Annotated in this window: 21 protein-coding genes; 11 read left to right on the forward strand and 10 right to left on the reverse strand. The window is 71.6% G+C overall.

Annotated elements, in window-relative coordinates:
• The first annotated feature begins 2 nt into the window (after window positions 1-2).
• The 4 genes from FCL41_RS02405 to FCL41_RS02420 are packed head-to-tail and all read left to right on the forward strand — an operon-like array spanning window position 3 to window position 4,244.
• Entirely contained in the window at window positions 3-1,427 is a 1,425-nt protein-coding gene (locus FCL41_RS02405) for an MmgE/PrpD family protein (RefSeq protein ID WP_137064134.1), read from the forward strand.
• On the forward strand, window positions 1,424-1,999 hold the full coding sequence (locus tag FCL41_RS02410; protein ID WP_212723027.1) for a nuclear transport factor 2 family protein: 576 nt from the start codon (window positions 1,424-1,426) through the stop codon (window positions 1,997-1,999). Before FCL41_RS02405 ends, FCL41_RS02410 begins: the two co-directional genes overlap by 4 nt.
• Window positions 1,996-2,781 (forward strand): SDR family NAD(P)-dependent oxidoreductase, encoded by a 786-nt coding sequence (locus FCL41_RS02415; protein ID WP_137064133.1) that lies wholly within the window; start codon window positions 1,996-1,998, stop codon window positions 2,779-2,781. Before FCL41_RS02410 ends, FCL41_RS02415 begins: the two co-directional genes overlap by 4 nt.
• A gap of 35 nt (window positions 2,782-2,816) precedes the next feature.
• Entirely contained in the window at window positions 2,817-4,244 is a 1,428-nt protein-coding gene (locus FCL41_RS02420) for an MmgE/PrpD family protein (protein WP_137064132.1), read from the forward strand.
• Between the two features lie 35 nt (window positions 4,245-4,279).
• On the opposite strand, the gene FCL41_RS02425 is transcribed toward FCL41_RS02420, so the two are convergent.
• From FCL41_RS02425 to FCL41_RS17215, 4 genes are all read right to left on the reverse strand, one after another.
• Complete coding sequence (locus FCL41_RS02425) at window positions 4,280-5,104, reverse strand: SDR family NAD(P)-dependent oxidoreductase (protein ID WP_170970113.1); 825 nt, start codon at window positions 5,102-5,104, stop codon at window positions 4,280-4,282.
• A 14-nt stretch (window positions 5,105-5,118) separates the two neighbouring features.
• The gene (locus FCL41_RS02430; RefSeq protein WP_170970112.1) at window positions 5,119-5,805 is read right to left on the reverse strand and encodes an SDR family NAD(P)-dependent oxidoreductase; all 687 of its coding nucleotides are present in this window, start codon (window positions 5,803-5,805) and stop codon (window positions 5,119-5,121) included.
• Complete coding sequence (locus tag FCL41_RS02435; RefSeq protein WP_137064129.1) at window positions 5,802-6,860, reverse strand: ABC transporter substrate-binding protein; 1,059 nt, start codon at window positions 6,858-6,860, stop codon at window positions 5,802-5,804. Before FCL41_RS02435 ends, FCL41_RS02430 begins: the two co-directional genes overlap by 4 nt.
• Before the next feature lie 151 nt (window positions 6,861-7,011).
• Window positions 7,012-7,356, reverse strand: a complete 345-nt coding sequence (locus tag FCL41_RS17215) for a hotdog family protein (protein ID WP_217496787.1) — start codon at window positions 7,354-7,356, stop codon at window positions 7,012-7,014.
• Between the two features lie 157 nt (window positions 7,357-7,513).
• On the opposite strand from FCL41_RS17215, the gene FCL41_RS17220 reads away from it, so the two are divergent.
• The gene (locus tag FCL41_RS17220) at window positions 7,514-7,975 is read left to right on the forward strand and encodes a hypothetical protein (RefSeq protein WP_217496788.1); all 462 of its coding nucleotides are present in this window, start codon (window positions 7,514-7,516) and stop codon (window positions 7,973-7,975) included.
• Window positions 7,976-8,004: 29 nt separating this feature from the next.
• Here the strand turns inward: FCL41_RS17220 and FCL41_RS02445 are convergent, their stop codons facing one another.
• On the reverse strand, window positions 8,005-9,243 hold the full coding sequence (locus FCL41_RS02445) for a CoA transferase (RefSeq protein ID WP_137064127.1): 1,239 nt from the start codon (window positions 9,241-9,243) through the stop codon (window positions 8,005-8,007).
• Window positions 9,244-9,357: 114 nt separating this feature from the next.
• On the opposite strand from FCL41_RS02445, the gene FCL41_RS02450 reads away from it, so the two are divergent.
• Complete coding sequence (locus FCL41_RS02450) at window positions 9,358-10,161, forward strand: enoyl-CoA hydratase/isomerase family protein (protein ID WP_212723026.1); 804 nt, start codon at window positions 9,358-9,360, stop codon at window positions 10,159-10,161.
• Entirely contained in the window at window positions 10,158-11,564 is a 1,407-nt protein-coding gene (locus FCL41_RS02455) for an acetate--CoA ligase family protein (protein ID WP_137064125.1), read from the forward strand. Before FCL41_RS02450 ends, FCL41_RS02455 begins: the two co-directional genes overlap by 4 nt.
• 80 nt (window positions 11,565-11,644) lie before the next feature.
• Here the strand turns inward: FCL41_RS02455 and FCL41_RS02460 are convergent, their stop codons facing one another.
• From FCL41_RS02460 to FCL41_RS02475, 4 genes are all read right to left on the reverse strand, one after another.
• Window positions 11,645-12,136 (reverse strand): thioesterase family protein, encoded by a 492-nt coding sequence (locus tag FCL41_RS02460; protein ID WP_137064124.1) that lies wholly within the window; start codon window positions 12,134-12,136, stop codon window positions 11,645-11,647.
• A gap of 17 nt (window positions 12,137-12,153) precedes the next feature.
• Window positions 12,154-13,065 (reverse strand): LLM class flavin-dependent oxidoreductase, encoded by a 912-nt coding sequence (locus FCL41_RS02465; protein WP_170970111.1) that lies wholly within the window; start codon window positions 13,063-13,065, stop codon window positions 12,154-12,156.
• Between the two features lie 158 nt (window positions 13,066-13,223).
• Complete coding sequence (locus FCL41_RS02470) at window positions 13,224-13,568, reverse strand: DUF202 domain-containing protein (RefSeq protein ID WP_137064122.1); 345 nt, start codon at window positions 13,566-13,568, stop codon at window positions 13,224-13,226.
• Window positions 13,559-13,921, reverse strand: coding sequence for a YidH family protein (locus FCL41_RS02475; protein ID WP_137064121.1), 363 nt, complete (start codon window positions 13,919-13,921; stop codon window positions 13,559-13,561). The genes FCL41_RS02470 and FCL41_RS02475 overlap by 10 nt, the downstream gene beginning before the upstream one ends.
• A gap of 75 nt (window positions 13,922-13,996) precedes the next feature.
• Here FCL41_RS02475 and FCL41_RS02480 point away from each other — a divergent pair, with 75 nt between their 5' ends.
• Genes FCL41_RS02480 through FCL41_RS02495 form a run of 4 tightly spaced genes read left to right on the forward strand, consistent with a single transcriptional unit; the run spans window position 13,997 to window position 17,056 of the window.
• Window positions 13,997-14,917, forward strand: a complete 921-nt coding sequence (locus tag FCL41_RS02480) for a glucosyl-3-phosphoglycerate synthase (protein WP_137064120.1) — start codon at window positions 13,997-13,999, stop codon at window positions 14,915-14,917.
• Window positions 14,918-14,958: 41 nt separating this feature from the next.
• Window positions 14,959-15,822 (forward strand): dihydropteroate synthase, encoded by an 864-nt coding sequence (gene folP, locus FCL41_RS02485; protein ID WP_239021733.1) that lies wholly within the window; start codon window positions 14,959-14,961, stop codon window positions 15,820-15,822.
• On the forward strand, window positions 15,819-16,367 hold the full coding sequence (locus FCL41_RS02490; RefSeq protein ID WP_239021734.1) for a class III extradiol ring-cleavage dioxygenase family protein: 549 nt from the start codon (window positions 15,819-15,821) through the stop codon (window positions 16,365-16,367). The genes folP and FCL41_RS02490 overlap by 4 nt, the downstream gene beginning before the upstream one ends.
• The gene (locus FCL41_RS02495; RefSeq protein WP_137064119.1) at window positions 16,349-17,056 is read left to right on the forward strand and encodes a dihydrofolate reductase family protein; all 708 of its coding nucleotides are present in this window, start codon (window positions 16,349-16,351) and stop codon (window positions 17,054-17,056) included. Before FCL41_RS02490 ends, FCL41_RS02495 begins: the two co-directional genes overlap by 19 nt.
• A 24-nt stretch (window positions 17,057-17,080) precedes the next feature.
• Here FCL41_RS02495 and FCL41_RS16925 read toward each other — a convergent pair whose 3' ends face one another.
• On the reverse strand, window positions 17,081-18,997 hold the full coding sequence (locus FCL41_RS16925) for a hypothetical protein (protein ID WP_212723025.1): 1,917 nt from the start codon (window positions 18,995-18,997) through the stop codon (window positions 17,081-17,083).
• Window positions 18,998-19,130: the final 133 nt, after the last annotated feature.

Below are 19,130 nucleotides of genomic sequence, written 5' to 3' on the forward strand. Positions count from 1 at the left end.
TGATGAGCAGGACCCTGGTCGAGCAGCTGGCCGACTTCGCCGCCTCGACGACCGTGGAGACGTTGCCGGCGGAGGTGGTGGAGGACTCCAAGCGCGTCCTCCTCGACTCCCTGGGCTGCGCGGTCGTCGGTCTCGAGGTGCCCAAGGGCAGCATCGGCGTGGAGATGGGCCGCGTCATGGGCGGTCCGACGGGGGAGGCCACGGTCTTCGGCACCGCGCACCGCACCAGCCCCTACGGCGCCGCCTTCGCGAACGCGGAGACGATCAACGCCCTGGACTTCGACACCGTCCTGCCGCCCGGCCACGTCGCGCCGTACGTCCTTCCGGGCGTCCTCGCGGTGGCCGAGGCCGACGGGGCCACCGGTCGCTCGCTGACCGCGGCGATCGCGGTCTCCCACGAGATCTCCTACCGCTTCGGCCGCTCGATGGACTACCTGCGCACGCCGGCGGGCGAGAAGATGGAGATCCCCGCCGTGCTGGGGTTCACCGCCACCGTCTTCGGGGCTGCCGCCGCCGTCGCGATGGTGCAGGGCCAGGGCGCGGAGGGGCTCGCCGACACCCTCGGCATCGCCGGTGCCGTGACCCCGGTGAACTCCTACCGGACGTGGATGGAGAACGTTCCGAACTCGACGATCAAGTACTCGATGCCCGGACCCGTCACCCAGGCCGGCCTCAACGCCGCGTACGCCGCCCAGCTCGGCCACACCGGCGACCGGATGATGCTCGACGACGCGGAGTTCGGCTACGCCCGCTTCATCGGCACGAAGCGCTGGGAGCCCGCGCACCTGGTCGACGGGCTGGGCGAGGTCTGGGGCTTCCCGGGAGCGCACAGCTACAAGCCCTACCCACACTGCCGCGTGGGCCACACGCCCCTCGACGCGCTGCGCGACCTGGTGCGTGAGCATGACCTGGCCCCGCACGAGATCGACGCCATCCGCTGCTGGGGCGAGGCCTGGGTGGAGCGTCCGGTGTGGCTGCTCAATGACGTCCAGCACCCGCACGAGGCGCAGTTCAGCATCGCCCACGGCCTGGCCGTCGGCGCCCACATGATCGAGCCCGGTCCCGCGTGGCAGAGCCCCGAGACGCTGCGGGACCCGTCGGTGCTGGCGCTCATGGAGAAGGTCACCTTCGCGCCGCACCCCGACTACGTCGACGCTCTCACCAGCAACCCCTCGAGCCGACCCACCCGGATCGAGGTCGACGCCCGCGGGGAGACCTTCTCCGCCGACCGCACCGTGCCCAAGGGCAGCCCCTCCGACGACCCGCAGGTGCGCATGACCACCGAGGAGGTCATCGAGAAGTTCCGCACCAACTGCGCCGGGCGTCTCGCCCCGGCCTCCGTCGATGCGTTGGTCGAGGGAATCATGCACCTCGAGGAGGTCGACGACGTCCGTGGCCTGCTGCGTCACGGGGGGACGTCGGCGTGAGCGACGTGCTCACCCCTGACGTGGTGGCACGGGTGCAGGAGCTGCTCGACAAGGAGGAGATCCGGCAGGTGATGTACGCCTACGCGCGCGGCACCGACCGGTGCCAGGCCGACCTCGTTCGCGACGCCTACCACCCGGACGCCTGGGACGACCACGGCAACTTCTCCGGAGGACGCGAGCACGTGGTCGAGACCATCATGTCGCGTGGAGCGACGGCGCCGGTCTCCATGCACCACCTCGGCAACGTCCTGATCGAGCTGCTCGGCGACACCGCCCACGTCGAGACCTACTTCGTGGCGCACCAGGTCCTGGAGCGGGACGGACGCAGCTTCACCCGCATGCGGGCGGGCCGCTACCTCGACCTCTTCGAGCGCCGGGACGGGCGCTGGCGCATCGCCCACCGCCGCGTCGTCGACGACTGGAGCAGGCTCGACGAAGTGGTGGCCACCGCCCCGAGCGTCACCGACGACTGCGCCAGGAGCACGCGCGGCACCGACGACCCGTCGTTCGCCCTGAGCGACTTCACCCACGTCTTCCGCCCCACCACCCCCCACCCCCAGGAGTCACCGTGAACCACCCCGCACAGTCCCTCTTCGACGTCTCGGGCAAGGTCGTCGTCGTCACCGGAGGCAGCCGTGGCATCGGCCGCGGCATCGCCGAGGGCTTCGTCCGCGCCGGCGCCAAGGTCTACATCTGCTCGCGCAAGGCCGAGGAGTGCGAGAAGACCGCCGCCGAGCTCTCCGCCTTCGGGGAGTGCCACGGCTTCGCGGCCAACCTCGGCAACGTCGAGGGCGCCCGCGCGTTCGCCGCCACGCTGGCCGAGCGCGAGTCGCAGGTCGACGTACTGGTCAACAACGCCGGCAACATCTGGGTCGAGACCCTCGCCGACTACCCCGAGTCGGGCTGGGACAAGGTCTACGACCTCAACGTGAAGGGCGTCTTCTTCCTGGTGCAGGCGATGATGCCGCTCCTCGAGGCCTCCGCGACCCACGAGGACCCGGCGCGGATCATCACCATCGGGTCGATCGACGCCTTCCACGTGCCCGAGCACGAGACCTACGCCTACTCCTCCTCGAAGGCGGCGGTGCACATGCTCACCCGGCACCTGGCGCTCAAGCTGGCCGACAAGCACATGACCGCCAACGTCATCGCGCCCGGCCGCTACCGCAGCCAGATGCTGGAGAACGCGATCGAGCTCGAGGGTGCCGACGAGATGCTCGCTCCCATCCCGCTCAAGCGGTTCGCCGAGGGGCCGGACCTCGCCGGCGCGGCGATCTACCTCGCCTCACGGGCCGGGTCGTTCGTGACCGGGGCGATGCTGCCGGTCGACGGCGGCCACGCCACCACCCTCTGACCCTCTGCCCCGACACGCAGCCCAGGAGCCGCCCTGTGTCCACGCACATCCAGAAGTTCGCGGAGTTCGCCCACCGCAGTGCGTCGGCGCAGCTGCCCGACGAGGTGGTGGAGGAGTCGAAGCGGATCATCCTCGACACCGTCGGGTGTGCCCTCGCGGCGACGGACAACCCGGCTGGCGTGGCGGGCGTCGAGTACGCGCGCGTGCTCGGCGGCGAACGCGACGAGGCGAGCATCATCGGTGTGCCCATGCGTACGTCCGTGCACGGCGCGGCCTTCGCCAACGCGGAGCTGATGAACGCGTTGGACTTCGACCCCGTCTCCCTGCCCGGTCACGTAGCGCCGTACGTGGTCCCGGTGGCGCTGGCGTTGGGCGAGACGCACCGGTCGTCCGGGGCCATGGCGGTCAACGCGGTGGCCGTGTGCCACGAGATGTCCCACCGGTTGGCCGGGGCGATGGACCGCAACCGCGACGTCAAGGACGGGCGTGCGCAGACCGCGGAGGTGCTCGGCTACGCCAGCACCGTCTTCGGCATCACCGCGACGGCGGCCATGATGAAGGAGATGTCGTCCGAGCGCATCGCCGACGCCCTCGGCATCGCCGGTGCCACCTCGCCGGTCAACGGGCACCGCGCCTGGCTGATGCACGCGCCCAGCACCACCATCAAGAACAGCCTGATGCCGGGGGGCGTGGCGATGACCGCGATGACCGCGGCCTGGATGGCGGAGCTGGGGCACCGGGGTGACCCGTTGCTCCTGGACGACGCCGAGTTCGGCTATCCGCGGTTCATCGGCACCAGCCGCTGGGAGCCCTCGGAGCTGACGACGGGCCTGGGCGCGCAGTGGCGCTTCCGGGCGGGGTCGCAGTTCAAGCCCTACCCGCACTGCCGGGTGCCGCACGCCCTCTTCGACGCCCTCATCGAGGTGGTGCGTGACAACGGGCTCGCACCTGAGGAGATCGAGTCGATCACGGCGTGGGGAGAGGAGTGGGCCGGGCAGTTCCCGACCTTCATGGCCGATCACATGGATCGCACCTTCGACGCACAGTTCACGTTCGTCCACGGACTCGCGATCGCGGCACACCTCGTCCCGCCGGGCCGCCAGTGGCACGACCCCGCGGTGGTGGAGAGCCGCTCCGTCCTGGAGCTCAAGGACCGCATCGTCTGGAAGAACCACCCCGGGTGGGCCGAGGCGGTCTCGAAGGACCCGTCGGCGCGTCCGTCCCGGGTGGAGGTGGTGGCGCGCGGCACGACGTTCGTGGGTGAGCGCACGCATGCCCGGGGCAGCACGTCGGCGGACCCGGCCACGCAGCTGACGACGGAGGAGCTGGTCACCAAGTTCCGCCACAACGCCGCGGGCGTGATCAGCGACCACGCCACCGACGCGGTGGTGGAGGCCCTGCTCCACCTGGAGGAGGTCGACGACCTGCGACCGGTGATGGACCTGCTCCGTCCCACCGACTGACCCGGGAGCTCTCGCGTCCCGGGGCAGCTCTTGGGTCAGGTCTGGGGGCGAGTCACCGTGTATCCCGAGTAGAGCGCGTGCGCGCCGCCGTCGACCTCGGCGACCAGGCCGGAGACGTACGCCGCGTCGTCGGAGTTGAGGAAGAGCGCCATCGCCGCCTGCTCCTCGGGGAGCCCGGAGCGTCGCAGCGGGACGACCGCCTCACGCGCCGCCCAGTACTCGGGGTTGGTGCGCTTCAGCTTCTGGCTCATGCCCGTCTCGGTGAGCCCGGGACAGATGGCGTTGACCCGTACGCCGAGTGGTCCCCACTCGACCGCGAGGGCGCGGGTGATGCCCACGACGGCGTGCTTGGAGGCGACGTAACCAAGTCGTCCCGGCAGGCCGTGGGTGCCCGCGACCGAGGCGGTGTTGAGGATCGCCCCACCGCCCTGGTCGACCATGACCCGGCCTGCGGCGACGGCGAGCCGCCGCACGGCGTCGACGTTGATCGCCATGACCCGGCTCCACTCCTCCTCGCCGATCTCCAGGGCCGGGGTGGCCGACCCGACGCCGGCATGGTTGAAGAGTGCGTCGAGGCGACCGTGCCCGGCGGCGGTCGCGGCCTCGACCAGGGTCGCGGCCGTCTCGGGGACCGCCACGTCGGCGACGACGCCGGTGAGTCGTTCGGCGCTGCCGACCCGGGTGGCCCACTCGCCCAACGCGGCCAGGGCGTCGGGCGCCACGTCGTTGGCCACGACGGTGGCGCCCTCGGTGAGCAGTCCCTCGGTGATGGCCCGGCCGATGCCGGAGCCGGCGCCGGTCACGACGGCGACCTTGCCGGCGTACCGGCCGGTGGGTCGGGGGCTCTCGTGCTGGGTCACAGGTGTCCTCGTCATCAGTTGAGCAGGAAGCCGCCGTCGACGGGGAGCAGCACCCCGGTGACGTAGTCGGCGGCGTCGGACAGGAGGTAGGAGATGGCTTCGGTGATGTCGGCGGGCTCTCCGAGCCGGCGGCGGGGGATCCGCTTGACCAGTGCCTCCTCCTGGCCCTCGTCGATCCGGTCCTGGATCATCGGTGTCCGGATCGCGCCGGGGGCGACCGCGTTGACCCGGATGCCGTGCCGTGCCAGCTCGAGCGCAGCAGCCCGGGTGAGCATCGCGACGCCTGCCTTGGAGGCGCAGTAGTGGGGCTGCCCGGCGACCGGGGTCTCGGAGTTGACCGAGGCGACGTGGACGATGCTGCCGCCGCGACCCGCCTCGACCAGCGCGCGGCCCACGGCCTGGGTGCCCAGGAAGGCGCCGGTGAGGTTGACCGCGACGGTGCGGTCCCACTGCTCGGGCGTCAGGTCCAGCAGCCGGGCGCGCTCGCGGATGCCCGCAGCGTTGACCAGGCCGTCGAAGGGCCCGTGCTCGGCGACCACCTGCGTCCAGGCACCTGCCTCGGTGACGTCGAGCTCCACGACCCCGTCGCCGGGGCGACGGTCGCTGCGGACGACCTCCCAGCCACGCTCAGCCAGCGTCGCGGCTGCGTGGGCGCCGATCCCGGAGGCGGCGCCGGTGACCAGGACGCGACGGGCACTCACTTGAAGTACCCGTCGAACTTGCGGTTCCACTCGGCCAGGACCTCGGGGCGGGTGAACTTCTCGGTGTCGAGCATCGCGTAGTCCTCCAAGTCGAGCGCTCCGTCGACGCCGTCGCGGCCTGCGCCGCCCTGGCCGTCACCGTTGTAGGCGGCCTGGCCCTCCTCCGACATCACGAAGTCGATGAAGACCCGTCCCGCGTGGGGGCGCTTCGCCTCGCTGAAGGCGGCGGCGCCGTGGGTGTAGGCGAAGCCGGGCTCGGCGAAGGTGAAGTCGATGGGAGCACCGTTGGACTGCAGCTCGGCAATGGTGGCGGGCACGCCCAGGTTGGCGACGCCGATCTCACCCGAGCCCACGGCCTGCATCAGCGGCACGCCGGAGGGGTAGAACTTCGGGTCCTGGTCGGCGATCCCCTCGAGGTAGTCGGTGCCGAGCTCGGTCTCGAGGTGCTCCAGGTAGCCGGCCACCGACGGGGAGACCTCGGAGCGGGTGCCCAGCTTGCCCTTGACCGACGGGTCGAGCAGGTCGTCGTACGTCGTGAAGCCGTCGGGGAACTTGTCGGTGTTCCACACGATCATGCTCCACGGCAGGGCGGTGACCTGGATGGCCTTGTCGGGCACGGCCCACCAGTCCTCCTTCCAGCCCTCGACGCTCGGTCCCTCGACGGGAGTGAGGTCGTCGGCGTGCTCGACGAACCAGTTGGGGTCGCTGTACATCAGCACGTCGGCGCCGTCGGAGCCGCTGTTGAGCTGCGCCGAGACCCGCTCGGGCAGCTCGGTGGCGCCCCGGGTGATCGAGAGCTTGATGCCGGGGTACTTCTCCTTGAACGCCTCGGTCAGGCGCTTGTTCTGCTGCTCCGAGGCTGCGTTGTAGACGTTCACACGGCCTTCCTCGTACGCCGCCTCCACGACGGCGTCCCACTCGGCGTCGCCGGTGGTCGGCGGCTTCGCGTCGGATGCGTCGTCCCCGCCGCAGGCGGCGGTCGTGACGAGGGCGAGCGCTGTCGTCGCCAGGGCCAGGCGACGGACGAGCGGGTGGGTCCGGGAGAGCGGGGACATGATGTGCCTTCCTGCAACGAACGAGTATCGTGCACGATATGTGATGGACGGCACATTGGGAAGGCATGCGGTCACCAATTTTCGGGGTGACGCAGGACGGGCCCCGGCATGCGCCGGGGCCCGTCGGGGGTTGCGTGGGACGTGCTGCGCGTCAGCGCAGGACGACGACCGGACGCCAGTCGAGGACGTCGCGGTCCTCGTCGCGACCGCGGGCCTTGACCAGCACGCGCAGGTCGGCGACGCGGAGGCCGGAGACCTCGCGTACGCCCTCCACCTGGATCCGCGAGACCAGGGTGTCGCCCTCGCGCACCGGCCCGGTGTGGTCGCAGCCGTGCCAGCCGGCCACCGTCAGCAGCTGCGGCAGGGTGCGGGTCACCTGCGCCAGGGCCAGCCCGATCGTGTGGCCGCCGTAGACCAGCCGTCCGGCGGGCTGGCTGTACTCGTCGTGGTGCACGTGCGCCAGGTTGAGGCTCAGTCGCACCCAGCTCGGGGGCACTGGTGACCACGTCGCCGGCGCGCAGGTCCCACAGCGCCCCGGGGACGACGTCGGGGCCGGTCGGCGGGCGGAAGCGGTCGAGGTCCCACTCAGCGGCAAGGCTGGCGACGAACGGGTCGGTGGCCGGGGGAGTGCCGATCGAGGAGAGGTCGTCGGCGTGGCCGGTCTGCGCGTCCGGTGCGCTGAGCGGCAGCATCGCGCAGCGCCAGAAGTCGAGGACCAGGCGCTCCTCCTGGTCGTGCGTGGTGATGCGCAGCGCCGCCAGGCCGGTCGGGCGGCTGGAGTTCTGCTTGAGGCCCACGACTTCGGTGCGGGTGCGCAGGGTGTCGCCGATGGACGGCAGCCGGTGGAAGGCCAGCCCGCGGTAGAAGAGGTTGGCCACCACGCGTCGCGTGACCGCGGTCGACTGGCCGATGGCCAGGTCGGTGACGAATCCCGGGTCGGCCACGGGGCGCCCGGCCACCGCCAGCGCCATGTGCTCGTCGAGGCCGAGCTGCAAGCGGCTGCCGACGATCGACTGGTGCACGGCGGCGCGGCCGCCGGTCAGGGTGATCGAGGGTGCGTCGAAGAGGTCTCCGACGGCGAGGTCGTCGAAGTACGGGCCTTCCACGAGGTGTGACATGGGGGTCCTTCCGGGAGAGGGGGAGGTCAGGAGCCGGCGACGAGGCCGCGGTCGTGGAGCCGGCCGAGCTCGGCGTCGGAGAGGCCGAGCAGCTCCGAGAGGACCTGGTCGGTGTCCTGGCCGAAGCGCGGGGCCGGCCGGGGGTCGGTCCATGCGTCGTCGAGGCGCAGCGGCAGGCGGGCCGAGGTCATGGTGCCGATGCCCGGCTGCTCGACGTCGGTCACCACGCTGCGCTCGGGGTCCGCGGCCAGCAGCGCCACTGTCTCGGTCATCGGGCGGTAGCGGCTCCACAGCACGTGGGCGTCGTCCAGCTCCTGGGTGACCTGGTCGACGGTGCGGGCGGCGAACCACGGGCGCATCACGGCCGCGATCGTCTCGCGCATCCGGAAGCGGTCGGTCTCCAGGGACAGGTCGACCTCGGCGGCCTCCTCCAGTGCGGTGAAGACGCGCTCGGTGCCGGTCACGCTGACCAGGTTGCGCCACTGGCGCACCGTCAGCGCCACCACCATCACGCGGTGGCCGTCGCAGGTGGCGAAGTCGGTGCCGAAGGCCCCGAAGAGGTGGTTGCCGTGACGCGGCCGGTCACCCTGCTCGACCGCCTCGGCCAGCCATCCCATCGACGCGACCCCGGCGAGGGCGACGTCGGCGAGGGCGAGGGAGACGTACGTCCCCTCCCCGGTGCGGTCACGCTTGCGCAGCGCTGCGAGGAGGCCGGTGACCGCCGTCATGCCGGTGAGCAGGTCCCACGCGGGCACCACGTGGTTGACGGGGTCGGCCGACCCGGCCGGTCCGGTCATCTGGGGCACGCCGATCTCGGCGTTGACGGTGTAGTCCACCGCGGGCCGACCGTCGTTGTAGCCCTGGATGTGCACCTGGATGGCGTCGGCGCGGCGTGCGGTGAGGGCTTCGTGGGTGAGCCAGGGGCGACCCACCAGGTTGTCCACGACGAGTCCGCCGTCGGGGCCGGGGAGGGTGGCCAGTGCCATCACGATCTCGCGGCCCTCCTCGGAGCGCAGGTCGACGGCGACCGAGCGCTTGCCGCGGTTGAGCGACGACCAGAAGAGGCTCTGACCGGTGCGTTCGGAGAGGGGCCAGCGGTTGATGTCGGCGGGTCCGCCGAGGGGGTCGACCTTGACCACGTCGGCACCGAGCATCCCGAGGGTGAGGCAGCCGGAGGGGCCCGCCACGAAGCTGGAGCACTCGAGCACGCGGAGCCCGGAGAGCGGTCGGTCCTGTCGCGCGGAGGGGCTGGTGAGGTGCGTCATACTCAGATATAATACACAATGCTTGATATGTGGAACTCGCCTGCGAGCCACGGACCCCGTCAGTTCCACCCCCCAGACCCTGCTGAGCCCAGCGCCGACGAAAGGACAGACCTCGTGATCGAGAAGTACCAGGAGCAGTTCTCGCGACTGAAGTTCGAGAGCAACCAGCCCGGAGTCCTCGAGGTCATCTTCAGTGGCCCGAACCTCAACGCGGTCGACGAGGCGACGCACTCCGAGATCCCCGCCGTCTGGCCGGTGATCGACTCCGATCCGGAGGTGCGAGCGGTGATCGTGCGTGGTGAGGGCAAGGCGTTCTCGGCCGGCGGTGACTTCGGGCTGATCGACAAGCAGATCGAGGACTACGAGTTCCGGATGCGGATCATGCGCGAGTCCAAGGAGCTCTTCTACAACCTGGTCAACTGCTCGAAGCCGATCATCTCCGCGATCCACGGGCCGGCGGTGGGCGCCGGTCTGGTGGTCGCCCTGATGGCCGACATCTCGATCGCGGCCCACGACGCGCGGATCATCGACGGCCACACCCGCCTCGGCGTCGCCGCCGGTGACCACGCCGTCGTGTGGGCGCTCTTCTGTGGCATCCCGAAGGCCAAGTACCTGCTGCTGACCTGCAAGGAGATCTCCGGCCAGGCCGCCGAGCAGGCGGGTCTGGTGTCGCTGTCGGTGCCGAAGGAGGAGCTCCTCGACACCGCCCGTGAGGTGGCGGGCGGTCTGGCCGAGGGCGCCCAGGAGGCGATCCGGTGGACGAAGTACTCGCTCAACGAGTGGTACCGCCAGAACAGCGCGATCTTCGACGTGGGCCTGGGCCTGGAGTTCATGGGCTTCGGTGGCCCGGACGTGGTCGAGGGTGTGGCCTCGCACCGTGAGCGCCGCAAGCCGGTCTTCACCGGGGTGCCCCAGTGAGCGCAGCGGCGGCGGAGCGCGCCGACGTGCGCAGCGTTGCCGACCTCTACCTCGAGCCGCGCAGCATCGTCGTGCTCGGCGCCTCCTCCGACCCGGCCAAGCTCTCGGGCCGCCCGCTCGACTACCTGAAGAGGTTCGGCTACGCCGGCGACCTGTACGCGGTGAACCCCCGCCGAGACACCGTGCAGGGAGTGCCTGCCTACCCGTCCGTGGCCGACGTGCCCGGACCGGTCGACCTGGCCGTCGTCGTGGTGCCCGCCGACAAGGTCCCCGACGCCATCGAGGAGTGCGCGGCAGCGGGGGTACGCGCCGCCACGATCTTCGCCTCCGGCTTCTCCGAGGCCCCCGACGGCGTGGGCGTCGAGGCCCAGGAGCGCATCGCCAGGGCTGTCGCGAGCAGCGACATCCGGGTGCTCGGGCCCAACTGCCTGGGCTCGTTCTCCCTGCCGCAGAAGGCGTTCGCGACCTTCTCGACGGCCTTCGACGTGCCCGGTGAGATCCCGGACTCGCCGATCGCGCTCGTCTCCCAGAGCGGCGCCGTGGGCACCTTCACCTACAGCACCATGACCTCCCTGGGCCTGGGGGTGCGCCACTTCGTCAACACCGGCAACGAGGTCGACGTCTCTGTCGTCGAGGTGCTCGACGCGCTGGTCGACCGCGACGACGTCGACCTGCTGCTGGGCCACCTCGAAGGATTCGCCGACCCGATCGCCCTCGACCGACTCTGTGCCCGGGCGCGGGCGGCCGGCAAGCCGCTCGTGCTGCTCAAGGCGGGACGTACGTCGGCGGGCGACCGCGCCATCGGCGCGCACACCGGCAGCACCGGCGGCGACGACGCCAAGTTCAACGCGATCCTCGAGGCGCACGGGGCGCTGCGGGCCCGCAGCATGGAGGAGATGGCCGACCTGGCCCAGCTGCTGGTCACCGGCCGTCGCGCCGGCGGTCCGCGGCTCAGCATCGTCACCCAGAGTGGCGGTGCCGGCGCCCTGACCACCGACGTCGCGGTCGACCTGGGTCTGGTCGTCGAGCCGATGGCCGACGCTTCGCGGGCCGAGGTGGCGGCGCTGCTGCCCTTCTTCGCCTCCACGGCCAACCCGCTGGACCTCACCGGCGCCTTGATCAACGACCCGTCGATCCTGGACCGGACGCTCGAGATCACGCTGGCCAGCGACGAGACCGACGTGCTGCTGGTCGTGCTGGGCAACTCGGACGCCGCGGCCAAGGAGCTGGTGGAGATCTGCGTGAAGCACCATGACGCGACCACGAAGCCCTTCGTCGTCGCCTGGACCGGCGGCACCGGCCAGGCGCGCGCGGACCTGCTCGCCGCGGGGGTGCCGACCTACGCCGAGCCCGTGCGCGCCACGGAGGCGGTGGCCCGGTTGGTCGCGCTCAGTCGCGACTGAGCCGCGACTGAGCCGCGTCGACGTCGGAGGGCGCCGGCCCAGCACCTGCTGGTCCGGCGCCCTCCTGCTCGCTCGGGGTGTCAGCGACGCAGTGACAGGCGGGGCTCCAGGGTCCAGCCCAGCGCCTCGCCCTCGGCGATGCGCGCGTCGATCGCTTGCGTCAGGTCGTCAGGCATCGGCGTCGAGCGCCGCGTCTCCTGGTCGACGTGCACCGTGACCACCTCCAGGACCGTCGCCAGCCGCCCCTTGGTCTCGTCGACGAGGAACGCGGCGCCGTGGACCGTCTTCGCGGTGCGGTCGAGGAAGCGGACCCGCACGGAGAACTCGTCGCCGAGGCGGAGCTCCCCCAGGTAGCGGATGTTGTGCTCGGCGGCGAACGTCCCCATCCGCCGCTCGGTCACGTAGGCCTCGTCGACACCCACCTCGGCGAGCGCGCTGCGTACGGCCCTGATCTGGGCGGTGATGAAGTGGGCTGCGTTCATGTGCCCGTTGAGGTCGAGGTCATCGGCGGTGACCGTGCGGGCGCCGTACGCCGGCAGGGCGCACAGCTGGTCGAAGCGGGGGAGGGCCATGGGTGTCGTCCTCGCCGTCACAGCCAGCTGCGCGCGGCGACCCGGTCGAGGGTCTCCTTCGCGTCCGTCAGGCTCCTGGTCTCGTACGGCATCTCCAGGACCGCCTCGTGGAAGCCGAGCTCGCCGTAGGCGGCGAGGCTGTCCTTGTCGATCGCACCGTTGGCCGGGTCCGGACCCGACCCGGGCTTCACCACGAGCCTCAGCTCGGAGAAGTCGCGCTCGGCCTCGTCGCAGGCGGCCCGCAGTCGGACGAGGTGCCGCTCCAGGTCCTCGACGCTCTGCTTGGCGGGCAACCAGCCGTCGCAGTCACGGGCGACGATCTTGAGGGCGAGGGGGCTGAAGCCACCCCAGAGGAACTCGACGGGCGCAGGCGCGGTGGGGAGCATGGAGAAGGTCAGGTCGACGTCCTCGTCGTCGGCGCCGCGCACGGTGTAGTCGTACGAGCCCCTGCTCAACAGCTCCTTGATCTGGGCGATGTCGCGACGTGCGCGGGTGCCGCGCTTCTCGAAGGTGGCCCCCACCGCGTCGTACTCCTCGCGCAACCACCCGGTGCCCACCCCCAGCGAGAAGGGGCGACGGGTCAACCACGACATCGAGGCGAGCTGCTTGGCGACGAGGGTGGGGTTGCGCAGGGTGAGGATCAGGATGCTCGTGCCGAAGCGCGCCTCGGGCAGCTGGGCGGCGAGCCAGGTGAGGTGGATGAAGGGGTCGGTCCACGGGGTGTCGGAACGGAACCCCGCCTTGCCGTCGCCGGTGTGGGGGTAGGGAGAGCTGGTGGTCTCCGGCAGCACGACGTGGTCACCGACCCAGAAGGAGCTGTAGCCCAGGTCGAGGGCGTGCCGGCAGAGATCCACCTGGTCCTGCGGAGTGAGGTCCTCGGTGGGGAGGGGGAGGCGGACGCCGACGGGGACGGGGGAAGGCGTGCTCACGAAAACTCCTACAGTCGCGGATGATGTTTCGTGCACGATATGTGAGCGCGGAGCCCGCGAGCCAGTGGTGAACCACCCGTCGGACTGCCCCTTCGGGCAGGGGGCAGTCCAGATCCTCCGGGGAGTGGCACGGTCGGTCCCACCCGCATTCCCCCTCGTCACTGCAGCATGTGGTGCACCTCGACGGCCGCGACGAGCGCGACCGAGGCGGCCAGGACGAAGACCGGCCCGCCGGGGGTCGTCTCGATCCCTTCCCGGTCCTCGTCGTAGCGCCGCCACCCCTCGCCCAGCACCCACGCCGCCACCAGCATGATCAGGCCCAGCGGCAGCAGGGCGTAGACGCCGGCGGTCGACCAGCTGTGCCGTGCACTCGCCGCTCCCACGGCGACCAGGGCCATCGTGGTGCGCTGCCAGCCCATCAGGTCTCGGTTCTCCGAGCCTCCGGGGTCGAGGGGGTCGGGCACGCCGGGCGAGCGCTCTCCCGGCGACTCGCTCACAGCCACGCCACGACCATCAGCGCGGCGATCCCGCCGATGGCCAGCATGAAGACCATCCCGAAGCCGAGGCTCGGGATGGAGCGGTTGAGGCGCATGGCTCGTTCGGTGGCACCCCAGCGCACCCAGGAGACGACGGCGCAGAGCAGGCCGAGGGTCACGAGCCCGACCGCGACCGCGGTCTGCGTGACGCGGGGGATCGACAGGTCGACGACGTCGAGCGCGATCCCGGCGGCGAGGAACGACAGCGCGGTGCGGACCCAGCTGAGGAAGGTCCGCTCGTTGCCGAGGCTCGACTGGTAGGGCGGGTCCTGCCCGTCGCGGTAGACCCAGCCGGGCCAGGGGGTGCGTTTGGTTGCCATGACCCAGTGTGCCCACACCGGTGCCGTCTGTCGCCACCCTCGCAGGGGGCCGTCAGGCCCCGTAGGCTGACCGGCGTGAGCGAGCCGGGCGTCGTCGAGGGGTGGGACGCACGGACGTACGCCTGGCGCGACTGGTCGCTCGACGACCTGCGGGCCGCGAAGGGGCGTACGACGGTCAGCCTGGTGGTGCCGGCCCGCAACGAGGAGGCCACCGTCGGAGCCGTGGTCGCCCGGTGCCGCGAGGTGCTGCTGGAGACGGCGGACCTGGTCGACGAGATCGTGGTCATCGACTCCGACTCCACCGACGGCACCTACGCGGTCGCGGCCGACGCGGGCGCCACCGTGCACCGGGCCGCCGAGATCCGCCCCGACCTGGGCAGCCACCGCGGCAAGGGCGAGGCGATGTGGAAGTCGCAGTTCGTCACGCGCGGCGACCTGACCGTCTTCATGGACGCCGACCTGCTCGACTGGGACACGCACTTCGTGCCCGGCCTGCTCGGCCCGTTGCTCACCGACCCGCAGGTGCAGCTGGTCAAGGGGTTCTACGAGCGCCCCGGTGCCGAGGGGCCGTACGAGGGCGGCCGCGTCACCGAGCTGGTCGCGCGCCCGCTGGTCGCCCTGCTCTTCCCGCCGTTGGCGGGCCTCGTCCAGCCGCTGGCGGGGGAGTGGGCCGTGCGCCGCGAGCACTTCGCACGGCTCTCGGTGCCCACCGGGTACGCGGTGGAGCTCGCCGCCCTCGTCGACACCTGGCGTACGCGTGGGGTCGACGCGATCGCGCAGGTCGACCTCGGTCGCCGCAGCCACAGCCACCAGCCGCTGCTCGACCTCGGTGCGATGGCCACCCAGATCCTCACGGCGGCCTGGGCGCGCTCGACGCACAGCCACCACGCCGACGCGGTGGCCCTGACGCAGTTCCTCCCCGGTGCCGACGGGGTCGCTGCCCACGTGGTCGAGGTGCCCGTGGTCGAGCGACCTCCCGCCGCGGGCTGTCCGTAGGGCGCTGCGAGGCCGTGGACACCCTCCCCTAGGGTCAGGGTGTGAGCCTGAGACTGCGTGATCACGTCTTCGCCGACGACCAGCCGCTGATGATGGCGATCGTCAACCGCACACCGGACTCGTTCTACGACAAGGGTGCGACGTGGGCCGAGGACGCCGCCTTCGACCGGGTCGCGCTGGTCGTGGAGCAGGGCGCCGAGATCGTCGACATCGGCGGCATCAAGGCCGCCCCCGGTGAGGAGATCGGCGTCGCCGAGGAGAAGGCCCGGGTCGTCGACTTCGTCGCCCGGGTGCGGGAGACCCACCCCGGCCTGGTCATCTCCGTCGACACCTGGCGCGCCGAGGTGGCCGACGCCGTCTGCGCTGCTGGCGCCGACGTCATCAACGACGCCTGGGGCGGGGCAGACCCCGAGCTGGTCGACGTGGCTGCGAAGCACGGTGCCGCGATCATCTGCACCCACACCGGCGGCGTACGGGTGCGGACCCGACCGCACCGCATCGAGTACGAGGACGTGGTCGCCTCCGCCGTCGCCGACACCACGGCGTACGCCGAGCGCGCGCTCGCCGCGGGGGTCGACCGCGAGTCGATCGTCATCGACCCCGCCCACGACTTCGGCAAGAACACCTTCCACTCCCTGGAGGTCACCCGGCGCCTGGGCGAGATGGTCGACACCGGCTGGCCCGTGCTGGTCTCGCTCAGCAACAAGGACTTCGTCGGTGAGACGCTCGACAAGCCGGTCGGCGAGCGGCTGACCGGGACCCTGGCGGCCACCAGCGTCTGCGCGCTGGCCGGCGCGCGGATCTACCGGGTGCACGAAGTGGTCGCCACCCGTGAGACGGTGGACATGGTGTGGAGCATCGCCGGACGCAGGCGTCCGGCACGAGCGATCCGGGGGCTGGCATGAGCGTCGAGATGATGCGTGAGGTCGGGCTCGAGGCGATGCCCGGCACGGGCCGCCGCATCGTGGTCGTGCCGCCGGTGCCCGCGCTCCTCGAGGAGTACGCCTCCCTCGAGGATCCCGTGGCCGACCTGCGCAGTGCCTGCACGGCCGCCGTCGCGTGGCTCGACCGCCGGGTGCGGATCGTCGCGGCCGACGACCTGGGGCGACGGGTGGGTGAGTCACTGACCCACCGGCCCTCCGACGACGACGCGGTCGACCTGCTGGTGCTGGCCAACGGCACGGCCTGTCGCTCCGAGAAGGCCCCCGGCCACCTCGACCCTCGAGCTGCCGACTTCGACGCCCACCTGGGCGAGCTGTTGGCGACCGGTGACGTGGCTGGGCTGGCCCACGTCGACAACGACCTGGCGGAGTCACTGCTCACGTCGGGCCTGGAAGTGTTCCGCACCCTGGAGGCCGAGGCCATCGAGGTGCAGAGCGTCGAGATCGACCATGCCGAGGACCCCTTCGGCGTCATGTACTGGGTGGTGAGGTGGCAGTGCGCGTCCTGATGAGCAACAACGTCGCGGCAGGTCCCGACGAGATCGACGACCAGGCGCTGGCTCGCGCCTACGACGCGCCGACCGCCGCCGACGGCCTGTGGGTGCGCGTCAACATGGTCTCCAGCGTCGACGGCTCGGCGCAGGGAGAGGACGGCGTCACCGCCACCATCAACAACGCCCCCGACAAGCGGGTCTTCCATGCCCTGCGTTCGTACGCCGACGTGGTCGTCGTGGGGGCCGGCACCGCCCGCGCCGAGAACTACGGTCCGGCCGGCAAGCCGTTGGTCGTGGTCTCGCGCAAGGGCGAGATCAACGAACGACTGCTGGAGGCGCCGCGGGGTGAGGTCATCCTCGCCACCGTCGGGCACGCCCCTGGCCTTCCGGCCGCCCGTGAGGCGCTGGGCGACGAGAACGTGATGATCCTCGGCAGCTATGCGATGGACTTCGGCGCGCTGCGACGAGAGCTTGGCGCGCGCGGGTGGACCCACGTCCTCGGTGAGGGTGGTCCACACGTGCTGCACGACCTGCTCACCGTCGGGGTCGTGGACGAGCTCTGCCTCACGATCGTGCCCCGCATCGTCGGTGGCGACCACCTCCGCATCGTCCAGGGGCACCAGCCGCTCGACGTCGCCCTCGACCCCGTGCTGCTCCTCGAGGAGGAAGGCACCCTGATCGGGCGCTGGCTCGTCAAGGGCTGAGCGGCCCGCGGGCCAGAAGGAGATTCAGTCGACGGCGACGAGGCTGCTGCCGAGCACCCGCGGCGTGGTGGCGGCCGGGAAGTCGACGATCGTGGTCAGCCGGTGGGGCGACGGCGCCATCACGACGTGGCGCATCACGACGAGGTGGCCGCCGGCGACCTCCACCAGGCGTACGCGCGGGACGTCCACGGGGGACACCACCCAGATCGCCGAGGACGAGACGCCGGAGTCGAGCAGTCGGGTGCGGGCGCGCGTCGTGCGGCGGTCCAGGTCGAGGCCGGCGGTCGCGCCACTCGACCAGTACGTGCTGACCTGGTCGGCGTACTCCTCGGCACGCTCCTGCAGGATCGTGTTGGCCGGGATGGCGCGCTCGACGGTCTCCGGGAGGTCGCCACGCAACCGGACCTTGGCCTCGCCACGCCACTGAGCGCTGAAGCTGGCGCGGCTCATCACCCGGACGCGGTTGGGTGCCTCGGTGCCGACCAGCGTCCACATCGGATAGGCGGCGAACTCCGGGGCGTACGCATGCGTCGCGGTGGGCATGACGGCGCGCGCCTCGTTCAGGGTCATGCCCGTGCGGGTGCCGGTGACGTCACCCTCGGTCCGGGGGGCGGGACCTGGCACAGCGCAGGAGGTGAGCGTGAGCAGCACCATGACGACGACGATCTTGCGCAGACCCCACGACCGTTCGGGCGTGGAGCGGGTCACCAGCCTCGCCACCCTGACGGGCCTGGAGGCGGAGGACGGCTCCGGCGCGGCCGTCGGCTCTGACACGGGGGCCGGGGCTGGAACTGGTTCGGGGGCAGGCACCGGTTCGGGTGCGGGCACGGGCTCGGGCTCGGGCACGGGCTGCGGGGCCGGGACCGGCTCGGGGGCGGGCACGGGCTCGGGTTCGGGCACGGGCTCGGGTTCGGGCACGGGCGCGGGGGCTGGAACAGGCTCGGGTCGGTGGATCGGCGTGGGCTCGGGGACGGGCTCCGCGTGCTGCAGGAGCTTGAGGCGCGCTTGCATCGGCATCGGCATGGCTCCCTCGCGCAGTGCCGTGACCGGGGCGCTCACGGGAGCGGACATCGAGGGCGCGGACAGCGAGGGACCGGACAGCGAGGGACCGGACAGCGAGGGACCGGCCGGGAGCGAGCTGGCCAGCAGGGGAGCGGGCGCGAGGTGAACGGACCGGAGGGAAGTGGCCTGCACGGTGTCGGGCGGTGGGTCGGCCACGACGCGCTCCGGGACGATCCGGAGCGGTGGGCGCGTCGTACGCGGTTCGCCGGGATGTCTCGGCAGGCCGGAAGCACCGGGGGAGTCGCGGACGTCGGCCTCGTCGGCCTCGGGGTCACGCTTCCCGCCTCGACGTTGCGCGAGCCTGCCCCACCCCCACGACGCCAGGATCAGCAGCACGCCGACGACGGCGACCGCGACCTGCGTGACGAAGGCGCCGCCGACGTGGGCGCCGATCGCGACCGTCACCCGGGCGTCGCCGCGCTGCGGCACGGCGACGACGTCGATCGGGCGACCGTCGAGCTCGACGACCAGCTCGGCGTCCTCCTCGCCGCTGGTCTGCTGCTCCCAGCCGACGAGGGTGGCCGGACGCAGGGTCTTGCGGGTCGCCCGTGGTCCGTTGGTGACGACACCACCGACGTTGCCGATCGCCAGCCGGGTGACCTCGAAGTAGCGCTTGCCGCGGAGCAGGCTCTCGGTGTCGACCCGGTGGCTGCTGCCGAGGAAGACGCCGCCCTCCGCGCTGGCCCGCACGAGCAGGTCGATGTTGACGAACTGGGTGATCTCAGGATGGGTCCGCACTGCCACGCCGGCGGCGCGCTCGGGGACCACCTTCTCGCCGATCATGATCGTGTCGTCCGGGCCCACGTACACCGCGGCCGCGGAGCCGAAGGCGACGAAGAGCAGTCCGACGCAGACCAGGAGCACGCGCAGGCCACCCACAGGTCCCTCCCTACTTCGACAGTGGCGACCCGAGTCGCCCCCGGCAACGTAGCCGATTCCGGCCACCGCGGCAGCCATATCCGACGGGGCACCAGACCGAGGGGCGGTTCGGTCTGTAGGATCCTCGACGCGT

This window comes from Nocardioides jishulii, assembly GCF_006007965.1.
Classification (GTDB): domain Bacteria; phylum Actinomycetota; class Actinomycetes; order Propionibacteriales; family Nocardioidaceae; genus Nocardioides; species Nocardioides jishulii.